The organism is Allobosea sp. 05T439 (assembly GCF_056396005.1).
In genome coordinates, this window is record NZ_JBFTKP010000055.1 from 1 (window position 1) to 21,011 (window position 21,011).

The 21,011-nt window shown below is 67.5% G+C and carries 19 protein-coding genes; 7 read left to right on the forward strand and 12 right to left on the reverse strand.

Features of this window, described 5'->3' with window-relative positions; all coding sequences use genetic code 11:
- Nucleotides 1–236: 236 nt before the first annotated feature.
- The 8 genes from AC1DIO_RS32030 to AC1DIO_RS32065 form a co-directional block, all read right to left on the reverse strand.
- Nucleotides 237–1,106: an isocitrate lyase/PEP mutase family protein gene (locus tag AC1DIO_RS32030; protein ID WP_476854668.1), complete on the reverse strand. Its 870-nt coding sequence runs from the start codon at nucleotides 1,104–1,106 to the stop codon at nucleotides 237–239.
- A 99-nt stretch (nucleotides 1,107–1,205) separates the two neighbouring features.
- Nucleotides 1,206–2,393 carry an ABC transporter substrate-binding protein gene (locus AC1DIO_RS32035; protein WP_476854669.1) on the reverse strand — a complete coding sequence of 396 codons (1,188 nt, stop codon included), beginning with the start codon at nucleotides 2,391–2,393 and terminating at the stop codon, nucleotides 1,206–1,208.
- A gap of 61 nt (nucleotides 2,394–2,454) precedes the next feature.
- Entirely contained in the window at nucleotides 2,455–3,177 is a 723-nt protein-coding gene (locus tag AC1DIO_RS32040) for an ABC transporter ATP-binding protein (RefSeq protein ID WP_441507216.1), read from the reverse strand.
- On the reverse strand, nucleotides 3,174–3,902 hold the full coding sequence (locus AC1DIO_RS32045) for an ABC transporter ATP-binding protein (protein ID WP_441492773.1): 729 nt from the start codon (nucleotides 3,900–3,902) through the stop codon (nucleotides 3,174–3,176). Before AC1DIO_RS32045 ends, AC1DIO_RS32040 begins: the two co-directional genes overlap by 4 nt.
- A complete protein-coding gene (locus AC1DIO_RS32050) occupies nucleotides 3,899–4,864 on the reverse strand; it encodes a branched-chain amino acid ABC transporter permease (protein WP_476854670.1) in 966 nt (321 codons plus the stop codon). The genes AC1DIO_RS32045 and AC1DIO_RS32050 overlap by 4 nt, the downstream gene beginning before the upstream one ends.
- Complete coding sequence (locus AC1DIO_RS32055) at nucleotides 4,861–5,739, reverse strand: branched-chain amino acid ABC transporter permease (RefSeq protein WP_441492775.1); 879 nt, start codon at nucleotides 5,737–5,739, stop codon at nucleotides 4,861–4,863. Before AC1DIO_RS32055 ends, AC1DIO_RS32050 begins: the two co-directional genes overlap by 4 nt.
- A gap of 27 nt (nucleotides 5,740–5,766) precedes the next feature.
- Entirely contained in the window at nucleotides 5,767–7,101 is a 1,335-nt protein-coding gene (locus tag AC1DIO_RS32060) for a phenylacetate--CoA ligase family protein (RefSeq protein ID WP_476769502.1), read from the reverse strand.
- Nucleotides 7,102–7,116: 15 nt separating this feature from the next.
- On the reverse strand, nucleotides 7,117–7,899 hold the full coding sequence (locus AC1DIO_RS32065; protein WP_441507219.1) for a citryl-CoA lyase: 783 nt from the start codon (nucleotides 7,897–7,899) through the stop codon (nucleotides 7,117–7,119).
- 194 nt (nucleotides 7,900–8,093) lie between these two features.
- Here AC1DIO_RS32065 and AC1DIO_RS32070 point away from each other — a divergent pair, with 194 nt between their 5' ends.
- Complete coding sequence (locus AC1DIO_RS32070) at nucleotides 8,094–8,810, forward strand: GntR family transcriptional regulator (protein WP_441492778.1); 717 nt, start codon at nucleotides 8,094–8,096, stop codon at nucleotides 8,808–8,810.
- 556 nt (nucleotides 8,811–9,366) lie between these two features.
- Here AC1DIO_RS32070 and AC1DIO_RS32075 read toward each other — a convergent pair.
- The 4 genes from AC1DIO_RS32075 to AC1DIO_RS32090 all read right to left on the reverse strand — a co-directional run bounded on the left by AC1DIO_RS32075 (nucleotide 9,367) and on the right by AC1DIO_RS32090 (nucleotide 13,102).
- A complete protein-coding gene (locus tag AC1DIO_RS32075; RefSeq protein WP_441508720.1) occupies nucleotides 9,367–10,521 on the reverse strand; it encodes an NAD(P)/FAD-dependent oxidoreductase in 1,155 nt (384 codons plus the stop codon).
- Complete coding sequence (locus AC1DIO_RS32080) at nucleotides 10,518–11,882, reverse strand: FAD/NAD(P)-dependent oxidoreductase (protein WP_476854671.1); 1,365 nt, start codon at nucleotides 11,880–11,882, stop codon at nucleotides 10,518–10,520. The genes AC1DIO_RS32075 and AC1DIO_RS32080 overlap by 4 nt, the downstream gene beginning before the upstream one ends.
- Nucleotides 11,875–12,189 (reverse strand): (2Fe-2S)-binding protein, encoded by a 315-nt coding sequence (locus tag AC1DIO_RS32085; RefSeq protein ID WP_476854672.1) that lies wholly within the window; start codon nucleotides 12,187–12,189, stop codon nucleotides 11,875–11,877. The genes AC1DIO_RS32080 and AC1DIO_RS32085 overlap by 8 nt, the downstream gene beginning before the upstream one ends.
- A gap of 88 nt (nucleotides 12,190–12,277) precedes the next feature.
- Nucleotides 12,278–13,102, reverse strand: coding sequence for an IclR family transcriptional regulator (locus tag AC1DIO_RS32090; RefSeq protein ID WP_441492782.1), 825 nt, complete (start codon nucleotides 13,100–13,102; stop codon nucleotides 12,278–12,280).
- A gap of 121 nt (nucleotides 13,103–13,223) precedes the next feature.
- Here AC1DIO_RS32090 and AC1DIO_RS32095 point away from each other — a divergent pair, with 121 nt between their 5' ends.
- The 6 genes from AC1DIO_RS32095 to AC1DIO_RS32120 all read left to right on the forward strand — a co-directional run bounded on the left by AC1DIO_RS32095 (nucleotide 13,224) and on the right by AC1DIO_RS32120 (nucleotide 20,625).
- Complete coding sequence (locus tag AC1DIO_RS32095; RefSeq protein WP_476854673.1) at nucleotides 13,224–13,997, forward strand: enoyl-CoA hydratase/isomerase family protein; 774 nt, start codon at nucleotides 13,224–13,226, stop codon at nucleotides 13,995–13,997.
- Nucleotides 13,998–14,086: 89 nt separating this feature from the next.
- Nucleotides 14,087–15,154: an ABC transporter substrate-binding protein gene (locus tag AC1DIO_RS32100; protein ID WP_476854674.1), complete on the forward strand. Its 1,068-nt coding sequence runs from the start codon at nucleotides 14,087–14,089 to the stop codon at nucleotides 15,152–15,154.
- Nucleotides 15,155–15,176: 22 nt separating this feature from the next.
- Entirely contained in the window at nucleotides 15,177–16,235 is a 1,059-nt protein-coding gene (locus tag AC1DIO_RS32105; RefSeq protein WP_441508714.1) for an ABC transporter ATP-binding protein, read from the forward strand.
- Nucleotides 16,232–17,986, forward strand: a complete 1,755-nt coding sequence (locus AC1DIO_RS32110) for an ABC transporter permease subunit (protein ID WP_476854675.1) — start codon at nucleotides 16,232–16,234, stop codon at nucleotides 17,984–17,986. Before AC1DIO_RS32105 ends, AC1DIO_RS32110 begins: the two co-directional genes overlap by 4 nt.
- 22 nt (nucleotides 17,987–18,008) lie before the next feature.
- Nucleotides 18,009–19,544: a class I adenylate-forming enzyme family protein gene (locus tag AC1DIO_RS32115; RefSeq protein ID WP_476854676.1), complete on the forward strand. Its 1,536-nt coding sequence runs from the start codon at nucleotides 18,009–18,011 to the stop codon at nucleotides 19,542–19,544.
- Nucleotide 19,545: 1 nt separating this feature from the next.
- Entirely contained in the window at nucleotides 19,546–20,625 is a 1,080-nt protein-coding gene (locus tag AC1DIO_RS32120) for an SDR family oxidoreductase (RefSeq protein WP_441508711.1), read from the forward strand.
- The last annotated feature ends 386 nt before the right edge of the window (nucleotides 20,626–21,011 follow it).

A 21,011-nucleotide genomic window follows, 5' to 3' on the forward strand; every position in this document is an offset into this window, starting at 1 on the left:
AGCTTCAGCCACGACCAGGGGGAAACGAGGATCACCCTGAGTGGCCGCTGCTCCGGCGCGCTTGACTTCAGCCTCTCCGTCCAGATCGAGCGCCGGGACGCGTCGCGGACGCGGGGGCAGGAGAGAACCTTCCGCGAGGGCACGGGGCCCATAGCTGACATCGCTGAGCCAAGGTCAGGTTCTGGCGTATCCGGCACGCAAAGATGGCGAGCGATCGGTGGCTTCGATCTCTGACGTCAGCTCTCCCCGTCTTCTGCGTGCGCTCGTTCGAACGCCCAGACGCGCTCGAAGCCGATCATGTGGACGAATTCAGTGAACGGGTAGAGCTGGCCATCCCAATTTCGCGTCGAGCCGGTCGACTTGAGATGCGCGAAAACCGCCTGCAGCGCGCTCGCGGCGGCGAGCAGTCCGGCAACCGGGTAGATCGCGATCCTGTATCCGAGCCCCTCCAACTCCGCGCGGCTCAGGATCGGCGTGCGGCCACCCTCGACCATGTTCGCCACCAGCGGGGCGTCGAAGGTCCGGCCGATCCGCTCCATTTCCTCGACGCTTTCGGGCGATTCGATGAACAGGATATCGGCGCCGGCCTTCAGGAAGGCCTCTCCTCGGCGCAGTGCCTCGTCCAGGCCGAGCGCCGTGCGGGCATCGGTCCGGGCGATGATCTTGAACGCGGGCGACGAGCGCGCATCGGCCGCGACCTTGATCTTGCGGACGGCATCCTTGAGCGGAATCACCCGGCGGCTCGGAGTATGGCCGCATTTCTTGGGGAATTCCTGGTCTTCGAGCTGGATCGCCTGGGCGCCGCTCGCCTCGTAGCCGCGAACGGTATGGTCGACATTGAGCAGGCCGCCATAGCCGGTGTCGCCATCGGCTATGAGCGGCGTCGCGGTGCCTTCGGCGATCTGGCGGACGCGCCCGACCATGTCGGTATAGGTCGCCAGACCGGCATCGGGATAGCCGAGATGGGAGGCGACGACGCCGAAGCCTGTCATGTAGAGCGCGTCGAATTCGGCCTGGTCGGCGAGCTTKGCCGAAACCAGGTCATAGACGCCCGGCGCGACGATCAGCCCGGGCCGGCTCAGGCGTTCGGAAAATGTCTCGGGCATGGGTGATTCCTGCTGACGCGGGGCCGGCCGCCTGCGACGGCGGCCGGGACGATGGCATTGGCCGGGCTCTCTTTGCGCCCGGCTCTCTTGGGCCGGGTTCTATTGCGCGGGGTAGGTGATCTTGGCCGCGGCCTTCTCGGCCGGCCAGACGACCTCTTGGCCCCCGTCGGGCTTGTACTGCACGGCGATCATGCTCGCGTCGGTGATGAGCTGGTGCTTGCCCCCCATCTCCGAGGCCGTGTAGGCGACTTTGCCATAGGGCGTGTCGAAGGTCGTGGAGCCGAGATTGGCCAGGATCTTGGCCCGGTCCCAGGAGCCGGCCGCCTTGGCTGCATCGCGCAAGGTCTGCATGGCGACGTAGCCCTGCACCGCGCTCGACACGACTTCGCCGCCACGCTTCGCCTCGGCTTTCTTGACCCATTCTGCCAGGCCCGGCGTCGTCTGCTTGGCCGACCAGAGATCGACGACGACGACATTGTCGCCGGCTGGGCCGAAATCGKAGCGCTTCTCGCCGGCGCCCTGAGTGACGAGCAGCTTCGGCTTGATGCCGAGCTGCAAGGCCTGCCGGGCGATCTGGAGATTGTCCCCGGAATAGCCGATCAGGAAGAGGATGTCCGGGTTGAGGCCCTTGGCCCGGTTGAGGATCGGCGAGAAATCCGGCGTCCCAGCACGGAAGGGCTCGTTCATCACCACCTCCAGGCCGGCTTCCTTGGCGTATTGCTGGGTGAACTTGGCGCCGTCGGTGCCGTAGAGCTTGTCCTCATAGGCGATGGCCAGCGTCTTTACGCCCGGAATGCTCTTGAAGAAGTTCACCGCAGCCTTCTGGCGATGGTAGTCCCAGATGTAGACGTGGTGGTACCAATCGTTCTTGCCGAAGGTCTCCTCCAGCCGGACGGAGGACGAGCCTGGATGGATGAAGATCGGCTCGTAGCGCTGCACGGCGCTGAGCAGCGCAAAATCCGAGGTGCTGCCGAAGCCGCCGACGAAGGCGTCGACCTTGTCCTGCGTCGCGAGCTTCGCCGCGATGCTGGCCGAGGTATTGGGCTCGCCCTTGGTATCCTCAATGACGAGCTCGATCTTGCGGCCGAACAACCCGCCCGCCTCGTTGATCTCGTCGGCGGCGTATTGAATGCCCCAGAGGATCTGGGTGCCGCCACCGGCGAGCGCACCGGTCAGCGGCAGCGGCACGCCGATCTTGATCGGCGCCTGTTGTGCGAATGCGGGCGCGGCGATTGCCGTCCCTGCGAGCATGGCGCCCGCCACGAGGCCTCTCAACTTGGTCCACATCGTGCTTTCCTCCCTGAATTCGCCTGCTCGCAGACGGCAGGTCTTCGCTTGGGTTCTCAGGCTAAAATCCGAGATAGGCGATCCTGAGTTTCTCGTTGCCGGCCATGTCCTGCATCGTCCCGGTCAGGGCGACCTGCCCCTCGTCGAGCACGAGGCACGTATCTGCGACGCTCATGGCGGCGGCGAAGTTCTGCTCCGCCATCACGATGGCGCAGCCACTCGCCGCCTTGACGCGCCCGAGCGCCTCGAACAATTCCTCGACCAGCTTGGGCGCCAGCCCGGCCGAGGGCTCGTCCAGCACCAGCACGCGGGGCTCGATCATCAGCGCGCGCCCGATCGCCAGCATCTGGCGCTGCCCGCCGCTCATCGAACCGGCGAGTTGCCCGGCGCGCTCGCGCAGGATGGGAAAGAGCGCGAAGATGGTCTCGAAGAGACGCTCGCGCTCGCCAGCGGCCGCTCGCGGCGAGAGGGCCTCGAAGGCGCCGCGCAGGTTTTCCTCGACCGTGGCATTGGCGAAGCAGCGTGCGCCGTCGGGAACGAAGGCGACGCGGGCGCGCGCGAGTTGCCAGGGCGACAGCCCGGACAGATCCAGGCCGTCAAGCCTGAGGCTGCGCCGCCCCGTCTCGACCGTGCCGATGAGCGCGCGCAGCGCGGTCGTCTTGCCGGCCCCGTTGGGACCGAGCAGGACCAGGAGCTCGCCGCCCGAGACCGCGAGCGACAGGCCGGGCAGGACGACGAGCTCGCCGTAACCCGCCTTCTCGATGGAGACTTCGAACCGGTTCACAGCGAGAACCCCTTGCCCAGATAGGCTTCCCGGACACTGGCATCCTGCAGCACGTCCTGGGGCTTGCCCTGTGCGAGCAGCCGGCCCTGATTGAGGACGATGGCATGGCCGCACAGACGCGCGATGATGCGCATGACGTGCTCGATCACCACGACCGTGACGCCAGAGGCATGGATCTCGCGAACCAGGCCGATCACCTGGTCGGTATCCTCCAGGCTCAGCCCGGCCATGGCCTCGTCGAGCAGGAGAACCGTGGGGCGGCAGGCGAGGGCACGGGCGATCTCCAGCCTTCGCAGATCCGAGACCGAGAGCTGGCCGCAGCGCGTGCCGACCGCGGGACGCAGGCCGCAATAGCGGGCGAGATCGCCGGCGCTGCGCGCGCCGCCGGGCAGGGCGCGGCCGGAACGCGCATAGGTCAGCGGGACCGAGATCACCTCCTCGATGGTCAGTTCCTTCGGTACGCGCGGAACCTGATAGGTCCGCGCCAAGCCGCGATGGACGATCAGGTCGGGACGCAGCCCGTTGATCGGCTCGCCGCCGAGGCTGATCTTGCCTGTGCGCGGCGGGATCTGCCCGGAGACCATGTTGACGAAAGTGCTCTTGCCCGACCCGTTCGGCCCGATCAGCGCCGTGATCGCCTGGCCGGGCACGTCCAGCGTCACCTCGTCGATCGCCTTGAGGCCGCCAAAGGCGACGGTGCATGTCTCKACGCTGATCGCTGTCATGATGCGAGCCTCGGCTTGGTCTGCGCCTGCCCTGACCTGGGCCGACGCCGCCGCAGCCGGTGCCGGACGAAGCCCACCAGCCCCTCCGGCATGCCGACGATGAACAGGATGATGACGGCGCCATAGACGACCTGATAGCCGACGCMGCCGACGACATGACGCGCGACCTCTTCGAGCAGACGCAGCACCACGGCGCCGACCAGCGGGCCGAGCGTCGTGTCCATGCCGCCGAGGATGGTCACGGCGAGCGGCAGGACGTTCCAGTTGGTGGTGAAGACATCGTCGGGAATGACGTATCCGTAGAGGCCGCAATAGCAGGCACCGGCGAGGCCCGCGACCATCCCGGAGACGACGAAGGCCAGGATTTTCAGCCGCGTGACAGGCACACCCGAGGCAGCCGCGAGATCGGGATTGTTCCTGATCATGAAGAAGGCCGGACGAAAGCGCCTGCCGAGGAAAATGTCGCTGACGATGGCGGCCGCGACCAGGCAGCCGGTGATGAACAGGAGCTGCAGCGGCGGCGATCCACCCGCGATGACCGGCGGCATGATGCCGGTCGAGCCGCCCGTCAGCCCCGGCGTGACCAAGATCACGACATGGATCGACAGGCTGAAGGACAGGGTCGCGATGGTGAAATAGAGCCGCCGCAGGCGCAACGTCACTGCGCCCAGCAGCAAGGCGACCACGCCGCAGAGCAGGATACCAACGGTCCAGCCGAGCACGGGGCCGAGCACGGGCGTCAGCAAGGCCGAGCCATAGCCACCGATGCCGAAGAAGGCGGCGTGGCCGAGCGAGACCTGGCCGGTGCGGGACAGGATATCCCAGGCCAATGCGAGGATGGCCGAGATCGCCGTGCCGATCGCGACCTGAACCAGAAAGGGCCGATCCGCGGCCGCGATCAGCAGGAGTGGCGCCGCAATCGCCGCATAGAGGGCGAGCCGTGCGGGAAGACCGGAACTCATGCCTGCACCTGCTTGCCGAACAGGCCGCTCGGGCGCACCAGGAGGACGAGCAGCAGAACCAGGAAGGAGACGCCGAAGCCCCAACTGCCGCCTCCCGATACGAAGGTGCTGATCAGGCCTTCGATCAGGGCGAGGATGGCCGCCCCGATCAGCGCGCCGGGGATATTGCCGAGGCCGCCGAGCGCGATGATCGCGAAGGCGCGGATGACGAGGTCGACGCCGACCGTCGGCTGAACGTAAAGCACGAGCGCGACGAGCCCGCCGGAGATGCCGGCGGCCGCACCGCCGATCGCGAATGACAGCTCGAAGACGCGGTCGACATTGATGCCAGCATGCATGGCGAGCACGGGGTCGTCGCTGGCGAAGCGCATCTGCGTGCCGTAGCGGGTGTGGTTCTTGATGCCGAGCATGACCAGGAAGAGCAGCAGGCCGACCAGCGCGACGACGATATTGTTGCCGGGAATGGTCACGCCTGCGAACTGGAGCGAGGGCAACAGCGCCGGCGCCTGCATCACCCGCGCATCCGGCGACCACAGAATGATCGCGATATTGAGGATCAGGATGGACAGGCCGAGCGTCGCCAGAAGCTGATTGTGCTCGTCCTGCTTCAGCACGCGGGCCAGGAAGCCGCGATAGACCAGGATGGAGAACAGGCCGAGCGCGACGCCCGAGGCCAGCATGCCCAGCCAGGGCGACAGGCCGTAGCCGGTATAGAGCCAATAGGTTAGGAAGGCGCCGAGCATGACGAATTCGCCATGCGCGAAATTGATGATGCGCGTCACGCCGACCGTGAGCGTGAGCCCGGCCGCCACGGCCGCGTAGAGGCCGGCCACGCAGAGCGACAGCAGAACCGCCTGGACGATCGACGCGGTCATGTCCGCCTGTCCTCCACGCAGAGCGCCTCAGTCATCGACCGTCTCCGTCGACGCTTCGGAGAAATCGAGCAGTCGCGACTTGTACTCGCTGCGCGGCAGCGTGCCGGCCGGGGCGAGGTGCACGGTGGTGGTCACCACCAGCGTGGCGCGGATATCGCTCTCGATCTTCTCGCGCAGACCATCCGAGGCGGTCTCGCCTTCGGCAAGCTCGACGACGACCTTGAGCGGCGGTGCCTGCTTGACGCCCTTCGCGGAGGGGCGGACCGAGACCACGCCGGTGACGGCGGGCGCGAACCGGTTGACGACCTCGCGGATCGCCGAGGGAAACACGTTCACGCCGCGGACGATCAGCATGTCGTCGGTCCGGCCAATGCAGCGCACCCGCGGCGACGTGCGGCCGCAGGAACAGGCCCCCGTGCGCAGGACGACATGGTCGCGGCTGCGAAAGCGCAGCAGCGGCGCGCCGCGATGCCTGAGATGGGTGTAGACGAGTTCGCCGGTCGCGCCGTCGGTCTGCGGAACCTGCTTGCCGGTCTCGGGATCGATCAGCTCGAAATGCACGAAGCCGCGGCCGGAAAAATGCATGCCCTGCTGCTGCTCGCACTCGCCCCAGAGCGAGACGGAAATATCGCCGATCCCCATCGCCTCGGTGACCTTGGCATTCCAGGCCTGTTCGAGCTTCTCGCGCATGGCCGGCTCGCCGCCGCCGGGTTCGCCGGCCACCATGATCCGCCTGATGCTGCTATTGGGCAGGTCGAGCCCGCGCGCCTCGCCGATCTCGGCKAGATGCAGCGCATAGGACGGGGTGCAGGCGAGGATCTGCGGCTTGAGCAGTTTCACGGCGGCGAGCAGCCGCTCGGTATTCCCGGTCCCGACCGGGATGTGGCAGAGGCCGAGGCGGGGGAAGGAATCGAGTGCGGCGCCGGCGACGAACGGCCCGGCATTATAGGTCGAGATGACGCGCTCGCCCTTGCTCAGGCCGCTGGCGCCGTAGCTGCGGGCGGAGGTTCGGACCCAGTTTTCCAGGTCGCCTGCGGTCAGCGGAATATAGCTTGGAATCCCGGTCGTGCCGCTGGTGGAGAAGATGCGCACCACCTCCTCCAGGGGCGCTGCGAGATGCGTCCCGATCGGATGGGCCTCGCTGCGGCTCTGCCGCAATTCATCCTTCTCGGTMAGGGGCAGGGCTTCGATGTCGTCGAGCCCGCCGACCGATTCCGGCGTCGCGAAGCCGTTCGCCTGCAGCTTGTCGCGAAAGAAACGCGAGTGTTCGAAGAGATAGCCGACCTGTTCGCGATAGAGGCGGTCGTCAAGCGCGCGCTGCTCGGGCCAGGGAAGTGTCTCGATATCGGGCTCTTGGAGCATGTCCCGGTCCTTCGCTTACATCGTGGGGTCGTAGGCGATCGCTTCCTCGGCGTGGTGCGCGAGAATGAAGCCGATCGGGCGCTTTTGTTCCTCGGCGAGATGCCCGAGAAGTCCCGCGGTGCGGGCCAGGATCGGCACGGCCTTGATCATCGTGTGCGGGAAATCGAGGTCCATCAGCACGGCAGCGATCGGACCGGAGACGTTGAGCGGCATCTGGCGGCCCCATGCCGTGGCGACAGCGCTGCGCATCCGCTTCAGGAGGTCGAGATGGCGACCGGCAATGCCGCGTTCCTCGACCAGGGCGAAGATCCGCTCGGTTCGCGGATCGACGGGATGATGGATCGGGTGGCCGAAGCCCGGCATCTTGCCGCCCTCGCGCCGTGTCCTGGCGGCGATGTCGTTGACGACGGCATCGGGATCCTCACCGGCATCGACCCGGGCAGCGGCTTCGGCGAGCACCTTGGCGCACAGCTCGGCCGTGCCCAGAACCACCGTGCCGCAGCCGAGAATTCCGGCGGCAACGGCGCATTGCAGGCTGTCGGGCGCTGCGGCCAGCGTCATGCGGGCGGCCTGCGCCGTCGGTGTCAGCCCATGCTCGGCGATCGCGACGAGGAGAAGATCGAGGAAATAGCGCTGCTGCTCCGACGGCTTTTCGCCGGTCACCAGGAAGAAGAAGAAATCGGTGAAGCCATAATGGCCCATGATCTCGCTGGCGAAGTCCCTGCCCCGGATCTCGATCCGGTCCGGAGTGGACGTACAGATGCCCGTGATGGCCGGGCCGGCCTTGCCAATCAACATGTCGCTCCTCCTGCCGCAGCCAGCACGAGGCGAAGCGAAAGCCGCGCAGCGGCGAGAGCCGTGCGATCAGTCCCGGATGGGGGACAGGCGTTTCCTCTTCGCCGCTTTCGGCTTGTTTTGTCTTTTAAGTTTGTAGGACAATATTGCAGGTCGAAACGTTGTCAACCGGGTTTCCTGCTGATAGGCAGATCGTCATGACGACACTCGACACCCACCTCGCCAGCGCTCTGCCGGAGCCCGAGAACGCCGAAGGCCCGGCGCGCGGCGGAACCGTCGAATACGTCCTTGATCATTTGCGCGCCGGTGTGCTCCAGGGGCGCTATGCGCCGGGCCAACGCCTGATCGAAGCCGACCTGACGCGCGATCTGCGGGTCAGCAGGGGGCCGCTACGCGAGGCCTTTCGACGCCTCTCCGCGGAGGGCATTCTTGAGATCGTGCCGCATCGCGGCGCCCTCGTGCGCCGCCTGACCCTGCGCGAGATGAAGGAGCTGTTCCAGATCAGGCTCGGCCTGGAGACCCTCGCTGCCCGGCTGGCTGCGGAAGCGATGGCCGATCCGGTGACGAAAGCGCGGTTCGAGCGGGAGATCGAGGCGATCTGGGACGAGCACCCGCGCCCTCCGGGCGCTGAATATATCGACGAAAACCATCAGTTTCACGATGCGGTCGTCGCGGCGAGCGGCAACGAGCAATTGCTCAAGCTGACGCGGCAGCTTCGGCTCCCTGTCCTGATGTATCAGCTGGCGGGAACACTGAAGGCCGAGAACATCGCCGCTTCGCTGGCCGAGCATCGCGCCATCGCGCGCGCCATCCTCGCCGGCGACGCCGCACTGGCCGAAGTGCATGTGAAGGACCATCTGCAGCGCGCCATGGGCCTCGCGCAGGCCATGCCACACCGGGTTTTCGCTCGCTAGCTCATCGGACCGGACATCGTATCCGCCCCGATGATCTAACCTTTTGTGTTAGCATCGGCTTTGCCCCGAAAACCGCAATCCACTTTTCGGGCCGATCCTTTAACGCATCGCAGCGGCACGTCTTCGGCGGCGAGCCCCATCCTGCTCGCTGTTTTTCGACCGGCAATCTGAGAGACGCGTGGCTTCGCGTGGCGCCGGAAGGCGCTGCGCGCACACTCGCGCAAGACCCGCTACCAGAGCCGCAACATAGCTGCGCCCCCGACGAATAGAGGCTCCGATGGCTCTCTCAGGGGGGGGCGGGCGACCAGGCGACGAAGGCGATCATCCGTGCCGCGACGGAACCGCGCCTGTCCCTGTCGCTTGGATACAAGGGCAAGATCCGAGGGAACATCGACTGGCAACATCGACTGGCAAGATCCCCGGCGATCTCGGCCGCGCGGCGGCCGCGATGAGCAGCTCCCGGCCGATCCCGGTCATGCCCATGATCCCGGAAAACCGCCAGCCCGTGCTGGTCGTTGGCGGGCTTCCGCAGGATCGGCAGCGCGCTTTGAGGGCGTCAGTCGAACTCCTTGCGGAATTTCTCGCTGACGGTGGCTGCCTGGCGGAAGCGCCCGATCGAGAAGGGCTCCAGCGGCGTCTGCGTCGCGCCGTCCACGATCATCTCGCTGAGGCATAATCCGACGCCGGGGCCGATCTGGAAGCCGTGGCCGCAGAAGCCGAAGGCATGGAACAGCCCGGCGGTCGTCTCGCTCGGCCCGATCACCGGGATCATGTCTGGCAGATAGGCCTCGATGCCGGACCAGACGCGGATGACATGGCAATGCGCGAGCATCGGCGCGACACGCGCCAGCGCCCGCATCGCCGCCAGCGTCTTGGCGGGAGGGACGGGGGCCCGGTTCGCCTCCGGATCGGCCGCCGTGCGCGGATAGCCGGCCAGGATGATGTTGCCGCGCGGGATCTGCCGGAAGATCACCGACCCGTCGATCGCCTGGACGGAGGGCCCGATCGCGTAGGGAAACGGCTCCGTCACGAATTGCGGCGGGCCGGCCGGAAAGACCGGCGCGGTCTCGCCGAACCGCTCCGCGATGTCGAGCGCCCAGGCTCCGGCGCAGTTGACGAGCGCGCCGCAGCTCAGCCGCGCGCCATCGGCGAGCGTCAGCGCGAAGCCGTCGCCCGCGCGATCCACGGCGGTGACGCGGGTGTTCTCGCGGATGACGGCGCCGAGCCTGGCCGCGGCCCGCGCCACGGCCGGCGTCGCGATCCTGGGATTGGCCGTGGCGTCGCGTGCCGAAAACGTGGCGGCGACGGCCCGTTCGCCGAGCCAGGGCCAGCGCCGCCGGAGCTCGGCAGGTCCGACCCGCTCGATCGCCAGCCCGTAGGATTCCGAGACCCCGGCATAGCCCTCGAGCTTGGCCTGCTCCGCCTCGTCATAGGCGAGATAGAGATGGCCGGTTTGCTCGAACTCGCACTCCTCGCCGATCAGGGCATCGAAATCCTCCCAGAGGGCCTGGGAGCGCAGGGACAGCGGGTACTGCCCGGGAAAGCGGCCCTGAAGCCGCAGGTTTCCGAAGTTGACGCCGCTCGACTGGGCGCCGACCAGGCCTTTCTCGATCACGGTCACGCTGTGCCCGCGCCGCGCCAGGAAGAAGGCGGTCCAGGCGCCGATCAGCCCGCCGCCGACGATCGCGACATCGCTCGTGCGCTCGCTCATGCCGCATCCCCGGCTGCCGCGAGCGCAATCGGCTTGACCGGGGCCTGGCCGCGCAGCCGCCCGGCGCAAGCGCCATCCTGCCCGCTCTTCGCCGCCACGATCTCTTGCAGGGCAGGGCCGCAGACCCGGCCCTGGCAGCGGCCCATTCCACAGCGCGTCATCGCCTTGACCCGGTTGACCTCGATCGGCCCGAGCTCCTTCTCCATCGCCGCGCGCACCTCGCCGACCGTCACGTTCTCGCAGCGGCACAGCGTCACGGAATCCGGCAGGACGGCGATCTGCGCCGCCGGCCAGGCGAAGGCGCGCGCCAGCCCGAGCTGGAAAGCACGCAGGCGCTCGACCTGCCGTGCCAGCCGCCGCACCGCCTCGCTATCCTGCGGATGGCCGAGATCAGCGAGAATCGCGTGGGCGGCGAGCGCGCCGCTCGCTTCGGCCGCGTCGGCGCCGCCGATCCGCACCCCGTCTCCGGCGAGGTAGAGGCCCGGCCTCGCCCGGCCCAGGCTGTCGATCCTGGGCAGGTGCAGCCGGAAATCCGGGTCATAGGCGAACTCGGCCCGCGCCAGGTCGGCCAGTTGCGTCTCGGGCTTCAGGCCGTAGCCGAGCGCGACGGCATCGCAGGCGAAGCGGCGTTCGCGGCCACGCGCATCGGCCAGCACCAGAGCCTCGACGCGGTCCGCGCCCTCGACGGCGATCGGCGTCACGCCGTGCAGCATCTCGGTGCCGGCGCGGAGGGACGCGCCCATGTACCAGATGCCCCGCAGCAGCGTCCGGGGCGCTCGCAGCAGGGCCGGGATCGTGGCGGCCTTGGCGGCGAAGGGCGTCGTATCGGCGATCACGGCGATCTGCGCGCCCATGTCGCGATACTGCTTCGCCGCCAGCGCCAGCAGGGGCGACGAGCCGAGGAAGGCGACGCGGCTTCCGATCAGGCAGCCCTGATCCTTCAGCGCGACCTGGGCGCCGCCGAGCGTGAACACGCCGGGCAGGGTCCAGCCGGGCAGGGGCGCCACCCGGTCCATCGCGCCGCTGGCGATCAGCAGCCAGTCGAAAGCGAGCGTCTCGGCCCGCTCGTCGCGCAGCAGATGCAGCTGGTTGCCGTCGATGGCCCAGACCAGCGTCCGCGGGCGGTAATCGATCTTCGGGCGCAAGGCCGCGAAGCGGCGATGCAACGCAACGTATTTCCCGGCCTCCGAACCCATCAGCCTGGTCATGTCGAGCGCGAGATCATCGGCCGGCCGGCGATAGCCTTGCCCGCCCGCCCGCGCGCCCTCGTCGATCAGGATGGGCCGCAGCCCCTGTGCGCAAAGCACCTCGGCTGCGCTGATGCCGGCCGGGCCAGCGCCGATGATGACGATGTCAGCCATGGGCGCCAGCCACAGGCTGCGGTTCGGCAAACAGCACCATGCCGTCGGCGACCTTTGTGGTGCAGGCCCTGAGCCTGCCGCCTTCAGCGCTCGAGACCCAGCAATCCTGGCAGGCCCCCATCAGGCAGAAGCCGGCCCGCGGCTCGCCGCCGAATTCCAGCCGGCGGAGCAGCGCGCCGTTCGCCAGCAGCGCGGCGAGGACGCTGTCGCCACTCGTCGCCCGGATGGTCGTGCCGTCGAAGCTGAGCGTCGCGGGGGGCCCGGTACGGGCTGCCACGCGGCGGAACTGGGCCTTCGGAGCGTCCATGCGGGGTCCAAGGGTTATTTCAATGCGATAATAGTTTTCGAATATTGATAAAACACGCGTCGACCGTCAAGCGCCTCGTGCTTGCGGTTCAGACGCGCGAGATCGCGTGCGCGGTGGCGATGACCAGGGAGGAAAACCGGGAGACGACCTCCGCATGGCTATAGCGCGAGGTCGAGGTGGCGATGTTCACGGCGGCCTCCGGACGGCCGTGATGATCGACGATCACCGCGGCGATCGAGGCGTCGCCGAGATAGACCTCCTCGAAGGCGGTGGCGTAGCCCTGCGCCGCCGCCTGGCGCAGCTTCGCTTGCAGGGCATCGCGCTGCCAGGTCGTCGAGGGCGTGTGGGCCTGGAGGTCGGAGGCGTCGATGATCGCCATCGCCTCGTCCTCCGGCAGGCGCGAGAGCATGGCGATGCCCGGCGCGGTGCAATAGGCCGGCATCCGCGTGCCGATGATGACGTCGGTGTTCAGCACGTGGCGACTGAGAAAGCGCGAGACGAAGATGATCTCGGTTCCCTCACGCACGGTGAGGTTGACCGTCTCCTCCGTCTCCTTGCTCAGATGCATGAGATAGGGCATCGCCCGGTCGAGAAGACGGCTGCTGCGCACGAAGTGATAGCCGAGGTCGAGCGTCTTCGCGGTCAGCTCGAAGCGCTTGGTCTGCGCATCCTTGCGGAGATAGCCGAGCCTGGTCAGCGTGTGGGTGAAGCGCTGCGCGGCGCTGACATCCATCCCCGTCTCGGAGGCGACCTGTGACAGGTTGAGCGTCTGGTGCTGGCGGCCGAAGGCGGACAGCACCCGGAAGGCCTTCTCGACCGAGTTGACCATCAGCGCATCGTCCTTGCGCCCGGCCTGATCGGCTGGTGCCGCCGCTTTCCTGCGGCCGTTCTGTGTCGCTTCCGGCATCGTCATCGGGGGCTGTTCTCCTCGCTCAATCAATGGCCGTGGCCAATGGCCTTGACAAGGTGAGCCTTTCGCGCAGATTATTCAATAGAAGTTATCGCATAACAATAAACATTCATCGGAGAGCGGTATGAAGGACTCTGTTCTGGTCGAACTGCGTGGCGCTGTCGGCATCCTGACCCTCAATCGCCCGGAGATACTCAACGCCTGGAACGCGCCGATGCGCTCCCGCCTCGTCGAGGGGCTCGACGAGCTCGAAGCCAACGAGGCGGTGCGCGCCATCATCCTCACCGGCGCCGGCGACCGCGCCTTCGGGGCCGGCCAGGATCTCAACGAGACCAAGACCTTCGATCCCGACCGCGCGGAATTGTGGATGGGCGAGTGGGAGCGGCTCTACGACCGGATCCGCTCGCTCTCGAAGCCGCTCGTCGCGGCGCTGAACGGCGTGGCGGCGGGGTCGGCCTTCCAGGTCGCGCTGCTCTGCGATCTGCGCATCGGCCATGCCGGCGTCACGATGGGCCAGCCGGAGATCAACTCCGGCATCGCCTCGGTGACCGGCCCCTGGATCATGCGCGAGATGATCGGGATCGCCCGCACCATCGACCTGACCCTGACCGGGCGGATGATGGATGCCGACGAATGCTTCCGGATCGGCCTGATCAACCGGATCGTGGCGAAGGACAAGGTGATGGAGGCGACCCTTGCACTGGCGCAGGAGCTGGCCGGCAAGCCGCCCGTCGCCATGCGCCTCAACAAGGCCCGCTTCCGCGAGGTAACCGAGGCAAGCTTCCGCGAGTGCCTGGTTGCCGGCATCCGCAACCAGCGCGAGGCCTACGGCACGGGCGAGCCGGCCCGGATGATGGAGCAATTCCTGGCGATCCGGGCTGCACGCAAAAGCGCCTGACGGAACCACGCGCCTGACGGGATGGCGGGCCTGACGATCTGATCACCTACGGGGACATGCGGAAAACCGCTGAAAAAGGGGAGATGAAGATGACGAACACGATGACGAAGCCGACGCGGCGCACCCTGCTGCAACTGGCGGGCGGCGCAGCTGCGGGCGCGCTTGCAGCACCTTATCTCACCGGCACGGCGCGTGCCGCCACGCAGATCACGGTCGCCGACCCCGGTGGGCCGTTCGGGCCGGCTTTCCGCAAGGCCTTCTACGACCCCTTCGAGAAGGCGACCGGCAACAAGGTCGTCAACGTCGCCCGCGAAGCGGAGCCCACCGCCCAGTTCAAGGCGATGGTCGAGACCAAGTCMTATACCTGGGATGTCTGCACGCTGACGCTCTCGGCGCGCGATATCCTGAAGACGCAGGGCTTGCTCGATCCGATCGGCTTCGCGCATGCCGATGTGCCCAGGCTGATGCCGGAAGCGATCTCGCCCGAGTTCATGGGGACGGATGTCTATTCGACGATCTTCGCCTACCGCACCGACCGGGTGAAGAACGCCCCGGCGAGCTGGGCCGATTTCTTCAATGTCGAGAAGTTCCCGGGCCGCCGCGCCCTGCGCAAGAACCCGATCGACACGATCGAACAGGCGCTGCTTGCCGACGGTGTGCCGCTCGACAAGCTCTACCCGCTCGATATCGACCGGGCCTTCAAGATGCTCGACAAGATCAAACCGCATGTCGCGGTCTGGTGGACAGGCGGCGCGCAGTCGACACAGCTGCTGCAAAGCGGCGAGGTCGACATGCTGCCGGGCTGGAACGCGCGCCTGCAGGCCGCGATCGACGGCGGTACGCCCGCCAAGATCGTCTGGAACCAGGGGCTCTATTCGATCGAGGGCTGGGGCCTGCCGAAGGGCGGACCCAAGGCCGATGTCGCCCGCCAGTTCATCCGCTTCTGCTCGGACCCCAAGGCGCAGGCCGTCTTCACCGAGGTTCTCGCCTACGGCCCGACCAATCTCKACGCCTATCAGACGATTCCCGCCGAGCGCGCCAAGGTCCTGCCGACCTCGCCGGAGAATCTGAAGCTGATGGCCATCGCCAACGAGGATTGGTGGAGCGCCAATCGCTCCAAGGTCACCGAACGCTTCAACTCCTGGCTCCTGGCCTGATCCGATGGCGACGAGCGCAGGCATGACCGCGACCCAACCGAAGACGGCCAAGCTCGTCGTCGAGGGCCTGTGCAAGCGCTACGGCGCGACCACCGCCCTCGAGCCGAGTTCGCTCAGCGTCGCCGAGGGCGAGTTCCTCACCTTGCTGGGGCCTTCGGGCTCCGGCAAGACCACCCTGCTGCAGCTCATCTGCGGGCTGGTCGAGGCGAGCGAGGGGCGGGTGGTGATCGACGGCCGCGACCAGTCGGCCACGCCGGTTCACCAGCGTGATATCGGGCTCGTTTTCCAGCATTATGCGCTGTTCCCGCACCTGACCGTGGCCGAGAACATCGCCTTTCCGCTGAAGATGCGGGGATGCGCGAGCGCGGAGGTCGCAAGCCGTGTCGCGGCGACGCTGGACATGGTGCATCTCGGCCATCTCGCCGGGCGGTTCCCGCGCGAATTGTCCGGCGGCCAGCAGCAGCGCGTCGCGCTGGCGCGCTGCTTCGTCTACCAACCCTCGATCATCCTGATGGACGAACCTCTCGGCGCACTCGACAAGAAGCTGCGCGAGCACATGCAGATCGAGATCAAGCGGCTGCACCGCGAGAGCGGCGCCACTATCGTCTATGTCACGCATGATCAGGAAGAGGCGCTCGCGATGTCCGATCGCATCTGCCTGATGAACCATGCGAAGATCGAGCAGCTCGGCACGCCGCGCGACATCTACGAGCGCCCGCGCACGGCGTTCGCGGCCGATTTCATCGGCATCTCCAACATCTTCCGCGGCCGCTGGGACGGCAATGGCACGATCGAGACGGTGCATGGGCGCTTCGCCCTGCCGAGCGGCGCGCGCTGCCAGAGCCAGGACGCCGCCCTCGTCATCCGCCCGGAAAACCTGCATCTCGGCGCCCAGGACGGCAACGCCGTGAACGGCTGCGTCCGCGAGGTGGTCTATGCGGGCTCCGAGACCCGCGTCATCGCCGCGCTCGACGACGGCAGCCCGCTCGTGCTGCGCCTGGGGCCCGACGACGTGGTGCCCGGGATCGACGAGAGGATCGTCGCCGGCTGGGCGCGCGACAAGGCGGTACTGGTCGCATGAGTGCGGTGACCCTCAGCAGCGCGCCCGCGCGCCCGGCCAGGCTGCGCCTCAGTGCGCTCTGGCTGGCGGTACCCGGCCTGTTGTTCCTGGCCGTGTTCTTCGTCTATCCGGTTGCGCAACTGCTCGGCCTGAGCATCGTCGATCCGGAGAGCGGGGCCTTCTCGGCCGGCGCCTATCAGCGGATCGCCGCGACGGATGTCTATCTGCGCGTGCTCGGCATCACCTTCCGCATCGCCGGCTGGACGGCGCTGTGGTCGCTGCTGATCGGATACCCGCTCGCCTACTGGATCGCGCGCCTGCCGAACATGTTTCGCGGCCGCATGCTGCTCTTCGTCATGGTGCCGTTCTGGACGAGCTATCTCGTCAAGACCTTCGCCTGGATGATCGTGCTCGGGCGCAACGGCATCATCAATTCGCTGGTGACCGGCTCCGGCATCGTCGACGAGCCCTTGCCCCTGCTGCACAACCAGTTCGGCGTCATGGTMGGCATGGTGCACGCCATGGTGCCGCTGGCGGTGATGACCATGCTCCCGGTGATGGCCGGAATCGACCGGCGCCTCGTCCAGGCGGCGCAGACGCTCGGGGCCGCGCCGGCGCGCGCCTTCTGGCTGGTCTATTTCAAGCTCTCGCTGCCGGGTGTGGCCGCGGCTGGCCTGCTCGTCTTCATTTCCTCGCTCGGCTTCTTCATCGTGCCGGCCTTCCTCGGCGGGCGGCAGGAGACGATGCTCGCGCAGCTCATCATCACGCAGGTGCAGGAGCTGCTGAACTGGTCCTTCGCCGGGGCCTTGTCGGCGATGATGCTGGTGGCAGCCCTGGTCTCCTGCCTGATCTACGATCGGCTCTTCGGGCTCTCGACCATCGCCGGCGGCTCGGCCCAGGTCAGCACCGGTCGCATCCGCGACCTCGGCCTTGCGATCCTCTCGGCCGTCGCCACCCTGTCGGGCCATCTCGCGAGGCTGGCGCAAACCCTCCTCGGCAAGCGCGTCTGTGCCGGGCTGCTGCCCGGTTTCTGCTGGCTCGTCATCGCCTTTCTGGTGCTGCCGACGCTGCTCGTCATCCCGCTCGCCTTCACCTCGTCGCAGTTCCTCGAATTTCCGCCGCCCGGTTATGGTCTGAGCTGGTTCCAGACCTATTTCAGTTCGCCGCTCTGGATCCAGGCGACGATCCGCTCCTTCGCGGTTGCCTTCGTCACCGCGCTCGCGGCGACCGCGATCGGCGGCTTCGCGGCTCTGGCGCTGGCTAACAGCCGCACGCGCTGGGGCGGGCTGATCTTCGCGCTCTTCCTCGCGCCGATGATCGTGCCGCGCATCGTCGTCGCGGTCGGGCTGTTCTATCTCTTTGCGCGGCTGGGATTGATCGCGACCGATCTCGGCCTCGTCATCGGCCATACCGTGCTGGCGATCCCGTTCACGCTGGTCACCATCGCCGCCGTGCTCAAGACCTATGACCAGCGCCTCGACCAGGCGGCCGCGACGCTCGGCGCCAACCGGCTGCGCACCCTGACCGGCGTCACCATCCCGCTGGTGAAGGGCGGTCTCGTCGCCGCCTTCCTGTTCGCCTTCATCACCTCCTTCGACGAGCTGACCATCGCGATCTTCGTCTCGGGTGGCGTGAAGACGACGCTGCCGAAGCAGATGTGGGACGACATGATCCTGCAGCTCAACCCGACGCTGGCAGCGGTCTCCGTGGTCGTCTTCATCGTGGTGACKACGATGCTGCTCATCGCGGAACGCTTCCGCACTCCTTTCTGATCGACCGAACCAGCGACCGAGCATGACCTCCTTCGATGATGACGGCTTTGTAGGCCTTCTGACCGCGCGCGCCGCGGCCGAGCCGGACCTTGTCTATGCGCGCTTCTGCGGCGAACCGGTGAGCTATGCCGGGATCGAGCAGCGCTCCGCCGCCTTCGCGGTGAATCTCAGGGCGCGCGGCATCAAGCCGGGCGACCGGGTCGCCGTGATGATGCGCAACTCGATCGCCACGATCGCCGTCGTCTTCGGCCTGGCCAGGGCCGGTGTCGCCTGGGTGCCGGTCAATGCCCAGCAACGCGGCGAGGGGCTGCGCTATCTGCTGACGCATTCGCAGCCGCGCCTCGTCGTCGCCGATGCCGAACTGGCACCGCAGATCGCCGAAGCGATGGCCTCGGAAGCGGCGCTGCCGCAGCTCCTGCATGCGCCCGGCGGCGAACTCGACGCCGTCCTGGCCCGCAACGAACGCTTCGACGAGCCGGCGCCCTCCGCCGATGCCGTCTTTGCCATCATGTACACATCCGGGACGACGGGGCGGCCGAAGGGCGTGGTCGTCTCGCATCGCATGTTGCGGCTGGCGGCGGAAAGCGTCGGCCGCCTGTCCGACGCAAGGCCGGGCGAGGTCTTCTTCGTCTGGGAGCCGCTCTACCATATCGGCGGTGCGCAGCTCCTGCCGCTGCCGATGATCCGCGGCATCACGCTCGCCATGGTCGAGCGCTTCAGCGCCAGCCGCTTCTGGGCCCAGGTCCGTGAGGAGGGCGCGAGCCATATCCACTATCTCGGCGGCATCCTGCAGATCCTGCTCAAGCAGCCGCCTTCGCCGCTCGATCGCGAGCATGGCGTGCGGATCGCCTGGGGCGGCGGTTGCCCGCCCGAGATCTGGCCGCAATTCCGCGACCGCTTCGGCATCGGGATCCGCGAGTGCTACGGCATGACCGAGGCCTCGAGCCTGACGACCTGCAACGTCGCCGGCGTGCCCGGCTCGGTCGGCCGGCCGATGCCCTGGTTCACGGTGAAGCTGCTGGACGGGGAGGGCAGGCCGGTGGCGACCGGCGAGCGCGGCGAGATCGTGATCGAGACCAGCATCCAAGGCGCGATCTTTCCCGGCTATCTCGACAATCCCGAGGCGACGGCGAAGGCGTTGCGCGAGGACGGTTTCCATACCGGGGACCTCGGTTCGTTCGATGCCGACGGCAACCTCTATTTCCACGGCCGGATGACGGACAGCGTGCGCTGCAGGGGCGAGAACGTCTCGGCCTGGGAGGTCGAGCATGTCGCCGCCGAGCATGAGGCGGTCGAGGATTGCGCGATGATCGGCGTGGCGGCGGATGTCGGCGAGCATGACATCAAGCTCTTCGTCAAGCCGCGCGACGGCAAGGTCATCGATCTCCAGGCGCTGTCCAACTGGCTCGGCAAGCKCCTCGCCCCTTACCAGAACCCGCGCTACATCGCCGTCGTCGACGAGTTCGAACGCACGGCGAGCCAGCGCATCATGAAGCACAAGCTCTCGCCCCGGCTCGACGACTGCTGGGACCGGGGTGCCACCGCGATGAGACACTGACATGGCCGGCTGCGATATCCTGATCTCGGGCACCGGCGGCTTCGCCGCGCGCATCGCCTTCGACATCGCCGCGACGGCCGACGAAGCTGTCGAGGTCATCATCGCCGGGCGCAATCGCGAGCGGCTGAACTGGCTGCGCACCGCCGCGAATGCCCGTGCCGCGCTGTTTGGCAAGAAGGCGCGCTTTCGGACGCACGCCATCGATCTCCTGGCGCCCGATGCCTCGGACGCGCTGCTCGCGGCGACGGACCCCCGCATCGTCGTGCAGGCGGCCTCGATCCAGACATCGCAGGTCATCGCCCAGAGCGGCAACGCCTGGACGCAGCTCGTCGCCGAAGGCGGCCTGAGCGCGACCGCCGTCTTCCAGGCCCTGATCAGCGCGCGCGTCGCAGCCGCCATCACCGCCCGCGGCAAGCCGGTCACGCTGGTCAATTGCAGCTTTCCCGATGTCGTCAACGGCATCATCGTCGCGCTCGGCCACGCCGTCGCCTGCGGCATGGGCAATGTCGCGATCCTCTCCAACGTCTTCGGCGGCTCGGCCGCCACGCCACCGGGGGTCGATCTCAAGGTCCTCGCGCACTACCAGAATCTGGCCGCCTGGCGCCGCCGGCCCGAGGAACGCGGCGGGCGGGCGCCACGCGTCTGGCTCGACGGCGCCGAGGTCGCGGATGTCTACGGGCGTTTCGCCGATATCCAGCTCACCCCCGAGCCGGTCATCGAAATCTCGGGGGCGAGCGGCGTTCCCATGGTGCTCGCCATGGCGGCCGGCAGGCCGTGGCGCGGCCATGTGCCCGGCCCGAACGGGCTGCCGGGCGGCTATCCCGTGCGGCTGAGCGACGGGGCGCTCGAACTCGACCTTCCCAGCGCTGTCGCCAAAGCCGAGGCGATTGCCTGGAACGCCTCATTCGAGGAGGAGAACGGTCTCGTCGTCTCGCCGCAAGGCCATGTCAGCTTCACCGGCATCCTCGGCGACAGGCTCGCCGACCATGTTCCGGCGCTTCGCAAGGGCTTCCCGGTCCGGGAGCTGGAAACGGTTTGCGAGGACCTGCTTCAGCTGCGCTCCGCCCTAATGCAGGTCTAGAACATGCTGCGGAAATGGGGCAACGAAATTCTCTAAGCTACTGGATTTGATCCAGTTTTCTGCGTTCGGCCGATCTCGTCCAAACGCAGCGTGATCGAGCCTGCCTCGATCGGGGATCGCGCGCCGCCGCGCCTTGCCCGGGGCGCCGACGCGCCAGGTCCGCCCGGCACCGCCTCGACCTGGACCCACAACACCTCATCATGGGAATGATCCGCAGCATTCCCCGCATGGCGTTGAAGCGCAGCTCCGTCAGTGGGGGGCTGCGAGACGGTGATGGCGGTTGATGGAGAAGGCGGCACTCCAGCGCGAAGCGCTGCTCCGGCTTTGGGCCGTTCATCCGAATATCAGCGACGAACCGCGGGACTGCTTCAGCTACGTCAGGATCA